Annotated in this window: 19 protein-coding genes and 1 pseudogene; 14 read left to right on the top strand and 6 right to left on the bottom strand. The window is 42.1% G+C overall.

All coding sequences use genetic code 11. The features are described 5' to 3' along the window. Positions 1-82 precede the first annotated feature (82 nt). The 6 genes and pseudogenes from PSE7429_RS27260 to PSE7429_RS16185 form a co-directional block, all read left to right on the top strand. Positions 83-304, top strand: a pseudogene (locus PSE7429_RS27260) (hypothetical protein); the annotation flags it as partial. Between the two features lie 782 nt (positions 305-1,086). Then, positions 1,087-1,581 carry a 2Fe-2S iron-sulfur cluster-binding protein gene (locus PSE7429_RS16205; RefSeq protein WP_009628349.1) on the top strand — a complete coding sequence of 165 codons (495 nt, stop codon included), beginning with the start codon at positions 1,087-1,089 and terminating at the stop codon, positions 1,579-1,581. A 242-nt stretch (positions 1,582-1,823) separates the two neighbouring features. After that, on the top strand, positions 1,824-2,504 hold the full coding sequence (locus PSE7429_RS16200) for a V4R domain-containing protein (RefSeq protein ID WP_009628348.1): 681 nt from the start codon (positions 1,824-1,826) through the stop codon (positions 2,502-2,504). After that, entirely contained in the window at positions 2,501-2,776 is a 276-nt protein-coding gene (locus PSE7429_RS16195; RefSeq protein WP_009628347.1) for a hypothetical protein, read from the top strand. Before PSE7429_RS16200 ends, PSE7429_RS16195 begins: the two co-directional genes overlap by 4 nt. 87 nt (positions 2,777-2,863) lie before the next feature. Continuing rightward, positions 2,864-3,322, top strand: a complete 459-nt coding sequence (locus PSE7429_RS16190) for a globin family protein (RefSeq protein WP_009628346.1) — start codon at positions 2,864-2,866, stop codon at positions 3,320-3,322. 11 nt (positions 3,323-3,333) lie between these two features. Next, positions 3,334-3,990 (top strand): 4-vinyl reductase 4VR, encoded by a 657-nt coding sequence (locus tag PSE7429_RS16185; protein ID WP_009628345.1) that lies wholly within the window; start codon positions 3,334-3,336, stop codon positions 3,988-3,990. Positions 3,991-4,093: 103 nt separating this feature from the next. Here PSE7429_RS16185 and PSE7429_RS16180 read toward each other — a convergent pair whose 3' ends face one another. From PSE7429_RS16180 to PSE7429_RS16165, 4 genes are all read right to left on the bottom strand, one after another. Beyond that, on the bottom strand, positions 4,094-4,591 hold the full coding sequence (locus tag PSE7429_RS16180) for a PAM68 family protein (RefSeq protein ID WP_009628344.1): 498 nt from the start codon (positions 4,589-4,591) through the stop codon (positions 4,094-4,096). A gap of 230 nt (positions 4,592-4,821) precedes the next feature. Continuing rightward, complete coding sequence (gene rpsO / locus PSE7429_RS16175; protein WP_009628343.1) at positions 4,822-5,091, bottom strand: 30S ribosomal protein S15; 270 nt, start codon at positions 5,089-5,091, stop codon at positions 4,822-4,824. 401 nt (positions 5,092-5,492) lie between these two features. After that, positions 5,493-5,618, bottom strand: coding sequence for a hypothetical protein (locus PSE7429_RS27585; protein WP_086004265.1), 126 nt, complete (start codon positions 5,616-5,618; stop codon positions 5,493-5,495). A 234-nt stretch (positions 5,619-5,852) separates the two neighbouring features. Further along, positions 5,853-6,566: a LuxR C-terminal-related transcriptional regulator gene (locus tag PSE7429_RS16165; protein WP_009628342.1), complete on the bottom strand. Its 714-nt coding sequence runs from the start codon at positions 6,564-6,566 to the stop codon at positions 5,853-5,855. Positions 6,567-7,159: 593 nt separating this feature from the next. Between PSE7429_RS16165 and PSE7429_RS23795 the strand changes: the two genes are divergently transcribed. From PSE7429_RS23795 to PSE7429_RS16150, 3 genes are all read left to right on the top strand, one after another. Further along, a complete protein-coding gene (locus tag PSE7429_RS23795) occupies positions 7,160-7,594 on the top strand; it encodes a hypothetical protein (protein WP_009628341.1) in 435 nt (144 codons plus the stop codon). Then, positions 7,575-7,943 carry a YtxH domain-containing protein gene (locus PSE7429_RS16155; RefSeq protein ID WP_009628340.1) on the top strand — a complete coding sequence of 123 codons (369 nt, stop codon included), beginning with the start codon at positions 7,575-7,577 and terminating at the stop codon, positions 7,941-7,943. The genes PSE7429_RS23795 and PSE7429_RS16155 overlap by 20 nt, the downstream gene beginning before the upstream one ends. A 112-nt stretch (positions 7,944-8,055) precedes the next feature. Continuing rightward, the gene (locus tag PSE7429_RS16150) at positions 8,056-8,595 is read left to right on the top strand and encodes a hypothetical protein (RefSeq protein ID WP_009628339.1); all 540 of its coding nucleotides are present in this window, start codon (positions 8,056-8,058) and stop codon (positions 8,593-8,595) included. A 99-nt stretch (positions 8,596-8,694) separates the two neighbouring features. Here PSE7429_RS16150 and PSE7429_RS16145 read toward each other — a convergent pair whose 3' ends face one another. Further along, positions 8,695-9,129, bottom strand: coding sequence for a Fur family transcriptional regulator (locus PSE7429_RS16145; protein ID WP_009628338.1), 435 nt, complete (start codon positions 9,127-9,129; stop codon positions 8,695-8,697). 523 nt (positions 9,130-9,652) lie between these two features. Between PSE7429_RS16145 and PSE7429_RS16140 the strand changes: the two genes are divergently transcribed. The 5 genes from PSE7429_RS16140 (at position 9,653) to PSE7429_RS16120 (ending at position 12,906) form a co-directional block, all read left to right on the top strand. After that, complete coding sequence (locus tag PSE7429_RS16140) at positions 9,653-10,225, top strand: peroxiredoxin (protein WP_009628337.1); 573 nt, start codon at positions 9,653-9,655, stop codon at positions 10,223-10,225. A 71-nt stretch (positions 10,226-10,296) separates the two neighbouring features. Then, positions 10,297-11,298, top strand: a complete 1,002-nt coding sequence (locus tag PSE7429_RS16135; RefSeq protein ID WP_009628336.1) for an NAD(P)/FAD-dependent oxidoreductase — start codon at positions 10,297-10,299, stop codon at positions 11,296-11,298. Positions 11,299-11,470: 172 nt separating this feature from the next. Next, on the top strand, positions 11,471-11,830 hold the full coding sequence (locus PSE7429_RS16130) for a YciI family protein (RefSeq protein WP_009628335.1): 360 nt from the start codon (positions 11,471-11,473) through the stop codon (positions 11,828-11,830). A gap of 166 nt (positions 11,831-11,996) precedes the next feature. Beyond that, positions 11,997-12,425 carry a YciI family protein gene (locus tag PSE7429_RS16125; RefSeq protein ID WP_009628334.1) on the top strand — a complete coding sequence of 143 codons (429 nt, stop codon included), beginning with the start codon at positions 11,997-11,999 and terminating at the stop codon, positions 12,423-12,425. Between the two features lie 70 nt (positions 12,426-12,495). Further along, a complete protein-coding gene (locus tag PSE7429_RS16120) occupies positions 12,496-12,906 on the top strand; it encodes a VOC family protein (protein ID WP_009628333.1) in 411 nt (136 codons plus the stop codon). 115 nt (positions 12,907-13,021) lie between these two features. On the opposite strand, the gene PSE7429_RS16115 is transcribed toward PSE7429_RS16120, so the two are convergent. Beyond that, positions 13,022-13,726, bottom strand: coding sequence for a DUF305 domain-containing protein (locus tag PSE7429_RS16115; RefSeq protein WP_009628332.1), 705 nt, complete (start codon positions 13,724-13,726; stop codon positions 13,022-13,024). Positions 13,727-14,079 lie beyond the last annotated feature (353 nt).

Here is a 14,079-nt window from a genome sequence, read left to right as displayed (position 1 = left end):
ATTTGCCCAGTTCTCCATTCTCTGGGTTACTTTTTCCTGCTCTTTTTCTGATTAGCTTAATCAACTTAGTCTAAACTCCAGTCAAGTTACGAACTTTATAGCCTATCTCGAAAGACACCGCCTCCGTATCCCTGACTACCAAGCTTTTCAAACACAAGGAATTACCATTGGCTCTGGTGCTGTTGAATCTACTATCAAGCAAATTGGGCGTAGAATCAAAATATCTGGTGCTCAGTGGAAGCGCGATAATCTTCCCCAAGTTCTTAAACATCGTTGCGCTTATCTCAACCTCAATCTTGCCTAAGTATATTTACTCAGTGCCTAATTGAGATGCTCCCTACTTAGGTAAGGTTGTTGTCAAAAATTATTGGAAATCTAGTCGTCCTATTTCTGCTTGGTTAGATGAGTTTCAAGTAGATCGTGATGGCAAGATCGTCCATCCCAAGCAAGCAGAAATAATTTGCAGCTTAGACCAGATTCAGGAAATTCGGTTATGGGTCTCTGCCTATATAAAACGTTGTAAGCAGGTAATTCGTAATTTCGATCAAATGCTAGAACAAGATTGTCTCGATAGTCAGCAGAGACAAATACTACTAAGTAGCTAGATAAATAGCTAGATAAATAGCTAGATAAATAGTTAGATGCAATCAAATATCAACCCAACAACTTGCACCTAAAGCTGCGCCTATGCTCCAGTTTCTTGGGTTTATATTATTTTCAGCTACAAAATAAACCCAAAAGAGGGTTGCTGTGCTCCTTGCGGCAACCCTCTTTTGGGTTTATTTTGAGTTAGCTAGGCTAAATCAAAAACCAAAAGATGAATGGCGACGCTTCGCGTCGCCATTCATTTATGCCCTAAGCAAAACTTACATCGCTATGACCAGTGTTTTTAACAAAAACGCTGATTAAAAATGTTGATTATAGTTTCAGAGCAAAATGCTGGAAGACTAACTTTAAAATGAGAAAAAATGAGAATTTCTACTTTGTTTTAGTAGGCAATTTGGCGGGATGTCCCCCATTTGTATACCGTAAATGAGCTAAACTAATCTTAATATTAAGGGGAACAATTGTAGAGGCAAGCTAATAATGGCTAAGCGCGTAAGGATTGAGCCGATTGCCCAAATAGCGGATATTGCAACTAATGGTGCATTACTATCTGGCTTAATGGGAGAAGAGCTAAGTATTTTAAAAGAATGTGGCGGTCGTGGCATGTGCGCGACCTGTCACGTTTATATCCAAGACGGAATGTCTTCGCTTAGCCCCATGGGTAAACGAGAGAAGCGCACCTTAGAAGTCATTACCACTTGTAAACCAAACTCTAGGCTGGCTTGCCAAGCCAAGGTTATGGGTGAGGGCATTGTGGTTGAATTGCCCGTCGGTATGTATGTTCAATCAATTCAAGATATCGAAGCTTTAATTGGAAGACGATGTGAAAAGCCGCTGCTGAGTCCAATCACAGGGCAGACGCTAGTAGAGGTAGGGCAGTTAATTACTAGATCGGTTGTTCGTCAACTGGAAAACACTAATTTCAGTGTTGGCGAGCAATTAGCAAATACGAAAAAAGCCGATGTTTTTGAATAAAAATAATATGATTAATTAATATAATTAATACGATCGCGACTGGATTTTAATTCAGTTAACGATCTGACGATCTATTGGTTATTATTGATTATTTTTATTATTCAGTTATTTGTGTTCACGACTAACTTTGTATTTAATCTGTGTATTTAATCTGTGCATTTAACCTCTCTATTTAACCTCTGTATTCGATCTCTGTATTTAATCTTTGCGTTTAACCATCTTTTGGATAGGAGTATTTACTTATGACTGTTGCCGTCGATCGCCCAAATAGCGCAACTAGAGCGAAAAGAAAAAATAATCACTATAGTCTGCAAGATTTTTTTCTACCCGACTTGGAAAAGGGAATCATCGAAGATTGGAATGGTTCGAGAAATATCCTTACCAGTGAAGACTTTATTATTGGATTGCAGGAAGGCTTAGAAGATGAAGTTGGTGAAGCTTCGGCAGCTGTCATGTATTCCATTGGCTGTGAATGGGGACAGCAGGATGCATTGTTCTTTACCAAATGGTTTGAGCGGGATTTTGGGCGCAGTATTCGTCAAACAAATTTACCGTTTTTGCTAGAAACTTGGTGGTGGCCATTTACCTCACAAGGCTGGGGACGCTGGCAGGTAGATATGAGTGATCGCAAGCAGGGATTCATGTTTATTAGCGTGTTTGATTCTGCGGTTGCGCGCAGCCTTGGTGATGTGGGCAAGCCTGTTTGTCATTTATATGCAGGTTTGTTTTCGGGGTTCTTTACCCATTTAGTCAATAAAGAGCTGGAATGTATTGAGATTCAATGCTATTCGATGGGAGAAAACTACTGTAAATTCCTCCTCGGGGGCAAAAATCGGATTGATGCAGCTTCGTTTTGGCTAAATGAAGGGGCGACAACTCGAGACATTGAAGGTCGTTTGCGCAATGGAGAATTTTTAAAATGAGTAGTTCGGATTGGCAGCTACAGCCATTACGCAGCTTTTGGCAGAGCGTAAATTGGGAAAATCGGACGATCGCACCTGTAAGCAATAATGGGCAAGCGAGTCAGTCCTTGAGCCTTTTGATGTCCGTAAGAGAATATTTTCGAGCCATCTCTTGGACTGGCATTCCTGCAATTGCCGTCACATCTAGTGATACTAAGTTTAGTAACTCTTCGGTCGATGAAAGCAATGAAACCCTTGAAGATTTCCTAGACGACATTTCTAAATTCTTTTAAAAATTATTCTCGGCAGAGGATCTTCTCAGCAGAGTAATAGGGCGCAATCCCGATTTGCAAAAATTTAACTCTCGTAATATAAGAACTATGATTCCTAAGATTCAAGACTTAATAAACCAAGCGCAAGACCGTTACCTTGCCTCGGATGAGCTAGGACTGATGGAAAGTTATGTTAACTCACTGCCCGAACGCTTAAAACTGTATAAATTAATTCGCGATCGCGAAATTGAGATTTTGCAAGCCGTAGCCGATCAAGTGCCCAGTGAATTACCCAATGTAACCGAAGCAGATCTGGAGACTGGGGTCAAAAATTTAATCCTTGTTCTCCGCTATAGCTCGATGGCAATGCTTTTAAACGACGAGAATTTTTTAAAGCAAAGATTGCTAAATTGGCTGGAAGGGATTATGTCTATGCGAGATATGCGCCGTCTCAATGAAACCCTCTATAAGTTACTCAATCAAGGATTGCGTCAACAGGTTAGTCCCGTGCAACTGGCTTTGATCCAGCCTTTGATTACCGCCGCCCAAGTCACGCTAATCTACTAGAGACAAACATTATGATTTCTGTTGCCGATCTCATCAAAGAAAATCGCATTCCTGCTAACTTTTTTGACTATAACTCCTATGTCAAAGGCGATCTGGAAATTGGGTTGCTCGAAAATCGTCGTGGCGATCGCCTAATAGCCGTTCCCGACACATTAATTTCTTCCCTTTACGCAGGCTTAGCCAAGGAAACAGGACAAGCATCGAGACTAGTCTTGTTTAACTGCGGCAAGTGGTGGGGCAAAAACTTTTACACCCGCTTTACCGAATCCTTGGAAGAATATTACGCTCAGTCTCTAGCTGAGATGGATATGATCACGTTCATTCAGAGCCTGCGGGAATGTTGGCAAACCCATGGCTGGGGAAAGTTCGAGTTTGTCCCCGAATATCAAGCTCAAGGACTCATTCTCATTAATACCTATAACTCACCCTATGTAAGGGCGGTTAATGGCAATACGATGCCAACTGGATATCTAGAATCTGGCATTCTTACGTCATTCTTTACCCGTTTGACGGGACGTGAGTTATTGGCAGTTCAGACAACTTGCGAATCGTTAGGAGCTAGTTGTAACACCTACATCATCGGATTGCCCGAGAGATTGCAAGTGGTTGATTCCCTTTTGGCTGAAGGTCTAACCCATGAGGCGATCCTACAGCGAATTCTCAAGTAGATAATACGCCCAAAGATGAGTGGCGGCGCGAAGCGCCGCCACTCATCTTTAGGGTTTTGATTTGTCCTAAGCAAAAAAAAGGTGGCACGATGAGCCACCTTTTTTATTTGTTTTTTGATTGTTGAGATGCTTTGACTAATTGTTGCTGGGACTTCCAAGCCTCAGTTAGATGACCAAAGTTTTTCTTAAACTCTTCGCCACCCCACCAACTACCGATACGTCCTTCATCCCAAGATGCAGAAATAGCTCCGTAGCTGAGTCCGAGAACTCCTATTCCCAAAAACAACATACTCAACAAAACCACCGCCGAAGTTGGTAAGTCAACTATATGTTTGCTAACCAAAAAATAGCTAACGATAAATGTTGTCAGCCCCATACCCGTGGGTATCCCACAAAAAAGAGCAGCCCGCCGAACGATCCGACGGTTTACTTCATCAGGAATCCCCAAAGAATTACTGCTCTTGCTCTTTGAGGTATTGCTAATTACTGGCTTGACAATTGCTTTAGCAGCGGGAGCCACAGGTGCTTTTTTTGGCTCCTTGGCTTTTTTATTACGATTATTTGGCTCGAAAGGAATCCTTTCTGCGGTTGGTTTACTCACTTTTGCCCCTTACTTTAGCTTCTTGTTTTTATACCAAAGCTCAAAATGGCTACGCCATTTTGAGCTTTGAAAACCCTTACTGGGTTTGGTTTTCAATTCGTAGAAGTGTTGTCACACTTTCGTGAATTGGTATTACACCTTTGATAGGGTGAAGTACTATGTGAAGCGATCGCTATTCCTAGATTTCCAGATATAATTTCCAGATATATAAGGCATCTAGAATTTTGGATCTAGCCTCTTACACCAAGGCTTTGAATGAGTTGCTTGTAGTGGGCGCGATCTTGGTTACGGACATAAGCGAGTAAGCGCTTACGTTGACCGATGATTTTGAGCAAACTACGGCGAGAAGAGAAATCTTTAGGATGTAGCTTGAGGTGAGTGGTTAGTTGATTAACCCGCTCGGTGAGCAATGCCACCTGAACATCAGAGGAGCCTGTGTCAGTGGGGTGTTTTTGATATTCGGAGAATATTTCGAGCTTGCGTTCTTGCAAAAGTGCCATGATAAAAACTTGAACGTGTTTTGAAGTGTACGTGACATAAACTCGACAGTAAACGCACTTAGGAGTTTAAAGCGAGGTTCCTAACCTCACGGTTGGGAATTCCTAGTTATTTCCATCTCTGGAATTTCGCCACTTATCGCGAGTTAGCCTATTTACTCCCTCGACGACAGATCGACTGCCTAGGCGGTTTCCATTCCTCAGTAGTCTCTGAGTATTTATGGGGAAAATATGGCGATCGCCATATTTTTTGAAGCTGTGATCATTTAGACAGACTAGCTTAACATGTTGGATGCCCATCTTTGCATCAAAAATTTCCCGCAATCTTATTTAGCGCAAATGTGGTAATTTGCGCTAATAAGGATGAGTGGCGGCGCTTCGTGCCGACACTCAATTAATTTATTTTAGTGGGCTGAGCCGTTACCGTGATATTTGTCAGTATCGTAAAAGCCATTACGAGTCCCAAAAAATAAACAGCTAACTGTAAACAAAACAGTCAAAATTGGCAAAATTACTTTGAGATCGAGCATATTTTTTTGGGTTGGGAATAAAATGAGGCTGGCTTATATTTTAGTAGCAGAAAATCCTTAAGGAAGCTACATCTAACTTCTTTCTTAAGGATTAAACTCTTAAGGAGTAAAAAATTTAGCCCACAGACAACAACAAAATGATGCGCGGAATGCATCATTTTGTTGCCTAAAAGTTCAATTGCCTAAAAATCATTATTTCTCTGGCAATACCCAAAAAGCTAACTCAAATCATGGCTAATTGCCGCCATCGGTATTATCCGTAACGTCACCGCTAGGACGATAGCTTTGCTCAAAGGCATAGCGCACGATCTGGGAACGATTTTCCAAGTTGAGTTTAGTCATGATGCTGCTGAGGTGAGTTTGCACAGTCCGAGGACTGATTTGGAGTCGTTTGCCAATTTCTTTATTAGTAAAGCCTTGGACGACCTGCCAGAAAACACGCTCTTCGGAAGGGGTGAGCGTAGTTCGGGAAACAGGAGCTGTAGGCTGCTGGAATAGGCGCATATGCTCACTGGGTGTCCGATGGGGCTCCCGTTTGTGGGGTGAAAAGAAATCTATATCAGTTTTGCCAATGGTCATGCGATCGCCACTTTTCAGCAAAATCGGAAAAGTAATTCTCTGTCCGCGCATGAAAGAACCATTGCGGCTGCCAAAATCGACTAGGTAAAAACTACCAGATTCATTATTAGAATTGCGATTTTTGGCATCCCCTTTCATTGAAGACTCAAAACCTTCATTCTTGGAAGCGCCAACAATTTGGAGCGTGGCATGATAGCGTGATACCCATTTGTCGGTGAGTACAATTGAGTTGTCATATCCCCTGCCAATTGTCCAAAAATCAGCATTTATAAGTGGAATCATTTGCTGTCCCTCATCTGCATGAACGATCAGATAGGGATGTGGGTGTAAAAGAGTCACTGAACTATTAGACAACTTTGTTGTGTGCATCTCAATCAATTGCCAATATAACTTATTTATATATTGTGAGACGAGTTTAATAAATTTTGAGTTCCTTTTTTGGATTCATGACTTTTGATGACATATTCTGTCACGATGCTTTTGATGCGATATTTACGATATTTTTCATATTATGTTTTTACCTTCTATCGCAATCCTAAATAATTTGTGATGAGCCTCGACTTTGTTCAGCTATCGGTATAGATTGCCTGAGCAAAGTCGCAGTCCTAATTTTTCTCATGAATGATTGAAGACTGCTAAGTAGCTAAGCATAAGTAAACTTAAAACCTAGAAGAGAATAATGCCCGCTACGCGGGCGCTATTCTCTCTGGTTTTGTTTTTTAATCATACCCAGCTACTTATACCAATTGCCAAAGTGGCAACGCCATTTTGGCAATCTCAAAACCTTACTGGGTTTGATGTCCTGACTTAAGTGAATATAGCTATATTAGTAAGGGTTTTCAAGTTAAGAAATGGCTACGCCATTTCTTAACTTGGTATAACATCACTAATGGGAGAGAGATATAATATTTTTCTACCTATCGCAAATCTTAAAAAATTCAACCGATTATTATCAAAAAATCATGATTTGGATAGCGATCGCCATACAGTTAATACTCAGCGCGGGATTGCTATGGGCTTCATGGCAAGTATGGATGTTGCGTAACTCCCTCAAAGCAACCGTCCATACGGTAGAGTCTTGGATAGCAATTTGCGAGGAGGGTTTAGCTGTCTCTCAGCCTGGGCTTGAAGTTACTCGGAGTGGGGTGGGGATAGCGCGGCAGCAATATCAAATATTGCAATCTCAATTAGAAAAAATTCGTAACTTATTGTCTGTGGTAGGGCGTGGTGTATCCTTTGTAGGGAGTAGTTGGCAAAAGTCTCGAAAAAAACCATCGAAAGGCTCATCAACCTCTACAAATAAAAAATCAACCGACAGTTCAAGCACAAAATTGTCAGGCAAGTCCTCAGGCAGTAAGTCGTTAGGGAGCAAACAGAATGTCAAACGGCGCAGGTAAATTTTTGGGTGGAGTAATTGTCGGTACGGCAATAGGTACGGCAATAGGCATTTTATTTGCGCCGAGATCGGGTAAAGAAAGTCGCCAGTTTTTGAAAAAATCGGCTCAAGACTTGCCTAAAATTGCGGAAGAAATTGGCTCAAACGTCCAATATCAAGCTGATCGCTTAACTGAGCAAACCCAACGCACGATTGATGAGTTACTTTTACGACTTCAGGAGGCGATCGCTACAGGGCAAGATGCTAGCCGAAAACTACAGGAGGAATTAGCCATGTCTATGATCAGTTCCCCTGATAGTTTGTCTGTCGAAACAGGCGATCGCGCCATAGCGGATGAAGATGACGAATAGATCCTTGAAAAAGTGATCAAAAAGCACTTAAACAAGTCCTGAGAAATCTCTGAGAAAGTCCTTGAAAAGTAAGCAGTTATAAGAAATCAATTAATTAAGAAATTAAGAAATTATGTCAGAAGCGATCTTTTTGCTTGGTCTATCGTTTTTGCTAGTGGTTATCTGCTTAACAATTCTGTTGCTAACGGCGATTCCTGCTTTTCAAGAATTAGCCAAAGCTGCCAATAGCATCATTCGTCTAGCTGATACCTTGACCCGCGAACTTCCTGCCACATTAGAGGCAATTCGGATGACAGGTTTAGAGCTAAGTGAGTTAAGCGATGAACTCAATCAAGGAGCAAAAAATGCAGGCGAGGCGGTCAAGCAAGTAAATGATGGAATCAAGGGTGTCCGTCAAAGTGCATCCAGTGCCACGATCGCCACTAAAAGTGCCTTTGCGGGTATCAAAGCGGGCTTGAAATCCTTAGGTCGTCCCCGCCGCCAAAAGCGATCGGCTTCAGATTTGTATCAAGAAAATTTATCCCCCAGTCAGCAACCTGAAGAATGGCAAGAAGGTACGGAACCAGAAAATATAGTCAGCAACGATAGGTTAATTAATCCTGACGATCTTCGCTCTCAGGGGTTTATGGGTGATTTGAGGGCAGAAGATTGAGCGTAGACCGCTCAATCTTTTTTTTGATGGCTTTTCAGGATAGCTTTTTAGGATGGCTTTTTAGGATGGCTTTTTAGGATGGCTTTTTAGGATGGCTTTTTAGGATGGCTTGTCAGCATGATTACAGCGATCGCAAACACCATTGACGGTCACTTCATAGCTATCGACCTTTAAACCTGCGCGTACCTGCTGAAAACCTAATCCCTCAAAGGCATTCCAAGCGATATCCTCGATTTCCCCGCAACATTTACAGCGAAAGTGGTGATGAGGTTCGATATTGGCATCATAGCGACAGACTCCCTGTTCTAACAGTACTTCGCGGACTAGCCCTGCATCCCGTAAAGTTTGGAGTGACAGATAAACAGTTGCCTGCGATGAAGTAGGCGCATTCTGATTTAAATCATGCAGGATCTGTTCTGCGGTTGGATGATCTTCACGCCCCAATAAATTTGTATAAACGGCAAAGCGCTGTGGAGTGACCCGCAATCCTTTAGACTTCAGGATCTGGATAACTCTATCTGATTGCTTTTGCATATAACCTTCCTCCTAATTACCGAAACTATTGACAGATATTCTTGTAAAGCCTCTCTAGATAAGATTTTTCAGTCTTGCAGCGCCAAGCGCTGAAATAAAAGTCCAGAGTCTCTGGGCTTTTTGGTGAATGAATAAGCCCCAGAAATTTTTGGAGTTAAACCGTTCACAATTTGCCGCAAAAGCAAGCGCTAAGGCAATCCAAGTTCAATGCAAGTTCAATGCAATTATTTCTCTGACACTTTTCTGGGCAATTGGCTTCAAAAAATTACTCAAAAAAATTTACTAACGATTGACTTAGGCAATCCTATAGATCGCAACTATAGCACCTCTATCTAGGAACTACAAATTTATTAAACTTTACATAAAAACTTAGTTGTTCTGGCTATTGACTAATTTCTAAATAAGAATTATTCTTAAATATGTGCTAGGGTCTTCTCAAGTTGAGATACGTTGTGTCTTGCTTGATTGGTAGATTCACGAGCCACTTCTAACCAAAACTTTTCACATAAACCCAGAGAAAAATATGGCAGTTATCGATACTCTTCCCGATGTAGTATTCAAGACTCGTGTCCGTGACGAGTCTGTAGAAGGTCCTAATCCCTACCGTTGGCAAGATCGCACCACTGAAGAAATCTTTGGTGGTAAAAAGGTTGTTTTGTTCTCGTTACCTGGTGCATTTACTCCTACCTGCTCTTCCAATCACTTACCTCGCTATGAAGAGCTTTATGATGAATTTAAAGCTTTGGGTATTGATGAAGTAATTGTCGTTTCTGTAAACGATGCTTTCGTTTTCTTTAAGTGGGGTAAGGAAATCGGCGTAAAAAACGTATTCTTACTTCCCGATGGTAATGGCGAATTTACTCGCAAACTTGGCTTCTTGGTTGACAAGTCAAATATTGGTTTTGGCTATCGCTCTTGGCGCTATGCAGCCGTAATCAACGATAGCAAGATCGAAAAGCTCTTTGTTGAGCCTGGTTTTAGAGATAACGCTGATAGCGATCCCTTTGAAGTTTCCGATGCTGATACCGTCTTGGCTTATCTTAAGGGTGTCGATCCTACTGGTGTATCTGCTCCTCGTTTAGCATTTGAAGGCTAATCTCTAAAGTAAGAAAGTTCGTCTCGCGCACTTTCTTACTTTCATTAACGTAATTTTAAAGTGGGGTGGCTATGAAACTCTCTAGCAAAAATCTACATGAACGCCTCGAAACTGTTTACGATGCGATCGTGGTTGGCGGTGGTATGGGTGGTCTTTCAGCAGCGATCTATCTAGCTCGCTATGGTTTGAAGTGCCTAGTAATCGAAAAAGGCAAAGGGCGATCGCTATGGATGCAAGATTTGCGTAATTATGTTGGACTCGATCCGCACACCCCCGGTCGTGACATCCTGAATCACGGGACCAAGACCTCCCTTGATTGGGGAGCCGATCATTTACGTGGTTATGTGGAAGAGGTAACCGATGAAGGTGAAACCTTTGCCGTCAAAGTGAAGGTGGGTAAACAAAATAGCATTTATCCCGTATTTCGCAGTAAGTATGTGATTGCTGCTTCTGGCATCATAGATAATTTGCCCCAGCTAGAAGATATGCAGAATGTCTATGACTATGCAGGTTACACTCTTCATGTCTGCATGATCTGCGATGGCTATGATATGTGGGATCAGAAAGCGGTGCTGATTGCCAATACAGAAGGACAAATTGGAGCAGCCTTTGTCTTAAACTGGTTTACTCCCTACATTTCTGTTTTGACCCATGGATTATGCACCGTTAGCGATAAAACCAAACAGAAATTAGCCGAGCATGGATATCCATTATATGAAGCTCCGATCGCGAAGTTCCTCGGTGAAAATCATCAACTGAGTGGAGTGGAACTCACCGATGGCACAATTGTGGAGGCAACTACTGGCTTAGTTGGCATGGGTTCTGTTTACCATAATCAATATCTAAAAGGTATTGAAGGTTTAGAATGGGATGGACAGAATCTAGTCACTAACGATATGTGCAAAACCAGTCACGATCGCATTTTTGCCCTTGGCGATTTGAAGAAAGGTTTGAATCAAGTATCGATCGCTGTAGCCGATGGTACTTTAGCGGCTACACAAATCTGGCGCAATATCCGCCGTGCTAGTCCACCTCGCAAATGGGAAGAGAATATCAAAGTTGCTACTGTATAGTTATAGCTGTATTCACTTACAGCAATTATCGATCAAACCCAAACCAAGGAAATTTTTGAAAGCCTTGCTTTGCAAGGCTTTCAAAAATTTCCTTGTGGTTCGTTTGATTGTAACTCATTTGGAGATTGACCTATGATTAGTGTACACTAATTATAGGTCAAGAGGATCAATCATGAAATATATATTGCTCGTTTACAGCGACGAAACTGCATGGACAGAAAATGAGAGAGAGCAATGCTTTAAGGAGTCAGTGCATCTCACCCAAGAGCTGAATGCGAACGGTCAATACTTGGGCGCTTCACCACTACAATCCGTTGCCAAAGCAACTAGTGTGAGGATGCGTGACGGCAAACGACTAGTAACCGATGGTCCCTTTGCCGAAACAAGAGAACAACTTGGTGGTTACTTCTTGATCGATGCAACCAATCTTGAAGAAGCGATCGCGATCGCCGAACGCATTCCCACAGTCCACAAAGGCACGGTTGAAATTCGCCCGATTCTAGAGCTATCAGGCTTGCCATCAGAAAAGTAGTCTCCATAAACAGAACGCGCCCAAAATTTCCCATCAGCTTTAAAAAACTTTTCTAGAAAAATTTGCTCAGCCTGTCGATCGCTTGCCATCCCATTCGACTAAATAGTGAAGCAAAGGTTGAGACTCTCTTAACTCTACATAGCAATAGTAAACAGGAGATTGAAAGATGAAAGTCATGGTTATGGTCAAAGCGACCAAAGACTCAGAGGCTGGCGTGATGCCCAGCGAACAACTGCTGACTGACATGGGTAAATTCAACGAAGAATTGGTCAAAGCAGGGATTATGCTGGCTGGTGAGGGTCTACATCCTAGCTCAAAGGCAGTGAGGATAAGATTTTCAGGAGCAAATCGCAGCGTCATTGATGGTACATTCACAGAGACAAAGGAACTAGTGGCTGGCTACTGGATCTGGCAAGTACAGTCGATGGAAGAGGCGATCGCATGGGTCAAACGCTGTCCCAATCCCATGCCATCAGAATCAGAGATTGAGATTCGTCCGCTTTTTGAGGCGGCAGATTTTGGTGACGAGTTTACACCTGAACTTCGGGAACAGGAAGAACGCATCCGTGCAGAGGCAGAAAAGCTCAAAGTTTAGGCATTCAGACGGTTTTAAGCGCCATACGTATAGATTTGCAATCATTTATTAACCCAAGGAGTACATTATTATGCAATTGAATCCCTATCTAACCTTCAATGGTCAATGTGAAACCGCTTTTAAATTTTACGAACAGTGTTTGGGTGGCAAAATCGTAATGATGATGACTCACGGAGAATCACCTATGGCAGAACAAACTGCCGAAGCATGGCGCAATAAAATTCTCCATGCCCAATTAACCATTGGCGACATTGTCTTGATGCGTTCTGATGCTCCTCCTGATTACTTAGAAAAGCCACAGGGTTTCTACGTCAATCTTCAATTTGAAGATGTAGCCGAAGCAGAACGAGTATTTCAGGCCTTGGCAGAAAGTGGAACAGTACGGATGCCACTTCAGGAAACCTTCTGGGCTAAACGGTTTGGTATGTTTGTCGATCGCTTTGGAATTCCTTGGATGGTTAACTGCTCGGAATCCGCCTAAATCTATATTTCGATAGACTTCGACTACGCTCAGAAATCTCTGGCTGAGCGTAGCAAATATCTCAACCTTGGCGATAATTTTTGGGCATTATCCCCTCAGAACTGCCAAAAATTGCCTATTTTTTATACCAAGCTTTCTTCCATTCCTGCATTTGTTTGATTTCTGCTTGTTGTGAAGAAATAATATCTTGGGCAAGCTTCTTAATTTCTGGTCGGGTAGACTTAGTTGATGCATCTTTTGCCATTAACACTGCCCCTTCATGATGCGGAATCATGGCATTGATAAACCTGAAATCAAATTCGGCATCCTTTGCCCCTAAATCTTGGCTCATCATCCCCTTGATTTGATCGGGAGTCATTTCCATCATATGTCCCATCTGGGCATTATATGCCATCGGCATATTACTAGCAGAGGGATACCATTGTTTTCGCCAAGCTTGCAAATCGGCAATCTCTTTAGTTTGCGCCTTAATAATTTCATCAGCTAGCTTTTGAATTTCAGGACGTTGAGATTTTCCCTTAGCATATTTTGCCATCTCTAAGGCTCCTTGATGATGGGGAATCATCGCATCGATAAAGCGCAGATCAAAGTTCGCATCGGCTATTCCTAAATCCATTGCCATGTGCATATTCCCTCCATTGTGCATCGTCACCTTAGCCGCAGGGCTAGAGCTAGGGACAATAGCAGGTGTAGCTGCTGGGGTAGAAGATGCTTCAGGATTAGGTGTTGCATTACAAGCTGATAGGGAAACCGTTGCAATCGAGGCGATCGCTGTTAAACCTAAGCTATGGGATAAGATGTTAAACCTCTTGAGATTCATAATATGGAAATTTATTGGCTAAATAAAAGCTTAAAGCCAAAAAATGAAATGAAGACGAAATGTAACTATATCTTAAGTATAAATAACTAAGTAGCTGAGCATAATAAACCCCTAAAGACCTATAGCGCACGCGCAGCGTGCGCTATAGGTCTTTAGGGGTTTATATTTAATTAAGCCCAATTACTTATAGTCACTTACAGCAATTACCGATCAAACGAACCATAAGGAAATTTTTAAAAGCTTTGCAAAGCAAAGCTTTTAAAAATTTCCTTGGTTTGGGGTTAAGCGCAAAGCGCTGTAAGTCAGGACATCAAACTGCATAGAGAGTTGCGGCGCTTTGCGCCGCAACTCTC

This window comes from Pseudanabaena biceps PCC 7429 (assembly GCF_000332215.1).
GTDB lineage: Bacteria > Cyanobacteriota > Cyanobacteriia > Pseudanabaenales > Pseudanabaenaceae > Pseudanabaena > Pseudanabaena biceps.
Note: the sequence above shows the minus strand (reverse complement) of the source record. Positions and strands in the feature narration are given on the sequence as shown.

What these genes read in the sequence shown, in the direction of transcription:
- PSE7429_RS16205 (WP_009628349.1), top strand. Translation starts at nt 1,087, where the DNA reads ATGGCTAAGCGCGTAAGGATTGAGCCGATTGCCCAAATAGCGGATATT.
- PSE7429_RS16200 (WP_009628348.1), top strand. Translation starts at nt 1,824, where the DNA reads ATGACTGTTGCCGTCGATCGCCCAAATAGCGCAACTAGAGCGAAAAGA.
- PSE7429_RS16195 (WP_009628347.1), top strand. Translation starts at nt 2,501, where the DNA reads ATGAGTAGTTCGGATTGGCAGCTACAGCCATTACGCAGCTTTTGGCAG.
- PSE7429_RS16190 (WP_009628346.1), top strand. Translation starts at nt 2,864, where the DNA reads ATGATTCCTAAGATTCAAGACTTAATAAACCAAGCGCAAGACCGTTAC.
- PSE7429_RS16185 (WP_009628345.1), top strand. Translation starts at nt 3,334, where the DNA reads ATGATTTCTGTTGCCGATCTCATCAAAGAAAATCGCATTCCTGCTAAC.
- rpsO (WP_009628343.1), bottom strand. Translation starts at nt 5,091, where the DNA reads ATGGCACTTTTGCAAGAACGCAAGCTCGAAATATTCTCCGAATATCAA.
- PSE7429_RS27585 (WP_086004265.1), bottom strand. Translation starts at nt 5,618, where the DNA reads ATGCTCGATCTCAAAGTAATTTTGCCAATTTTGACTGTTTTGTTTACA.
- PSE7429_RS16165 (WP_009628342.1), bottom strand. Translation starts at nt 6,566, where the DNA reads ATGCACACAACAAAGTTGTCTAATAGTTCAGTGACTCTTTTACACCCA.
- PSE7429_RS23795 (WP_009628341.1), top strand. Translation starts at nt 7,160, where the DNA reads ATGATTTGGATAGCGATCGCCATACAGTTAATACTCAGCGCGGGATTG.
- PSE7429_RS16155 (WP_009628340.1), top strand. Translation starts at nt 7,575, where the DNA reads ATGTCAAACGGCGCAGGTAAATTTTTGGGTGGAGTAATTGTCGGTACG.
- PSE7429_RS16150 (WP_009628339.1), top strand. Translation starts at nt 8,056, where the DNA reads ATGTCAGAAGCGATCTTTTTGCTTGGTCTATCGTTTTTGCTAGTGGTT.
- PSE7429_RS16145 (WP_009628338.1), bottom strand. Translation starts at nt 9,129, where the DNA reads ATGCAAAAGCAATCAGATAGAGTTATCCAGATCCTGAAGTCTAAAGGA.
- PSE7429_RS16140 (WP_009628337.1), top strand. Translation starts at nt 9,653, where the DNA reads ATGGCAGTTATCGATACTCTTCCCGATGTAGTATTCAAGACTCGTGTC.
- PSE7429_RS16135 (WP_009628336.1), top strand. Translation starts at nt 10,297, where the DNA reads ATGAAACTCTCTAGCAAAAATCTACATGAACGCCTCGAAACTGTTTAC.
- PSE7429_RS16130 (WP_009628335.1), top strand. Translation starts at nt 11,471, where the DNA reads ATGAAATATATATTGCTCGTTTACAGCGACGAAACTGCATGGACAGAA.
- PSE7429_RS16125 (WP_009628334.1), top strand. Translation starts at nt 11,997, where the DNA reads ATGAAAGTCATGGTTATGGTCAAAGCGACCAAAGACTCAGAGGCTGGC.
- PSE7429_RS16120 (WP_009628333.1), top strand. Translation starts at nt 12,496, where the DNA reads ATGCAATTGAATCCCTATCTAACCTTCAATGGTCAATGTGAAACCGCT.
- PSE7429_RS16115 (WP_009628332.1), bottom strand. Translation starts at nt 13,726, where the DNA reads ATGAATCTCAAGAGGTTTAACATCTTATCCCATAGCTTAGGTTTAACA.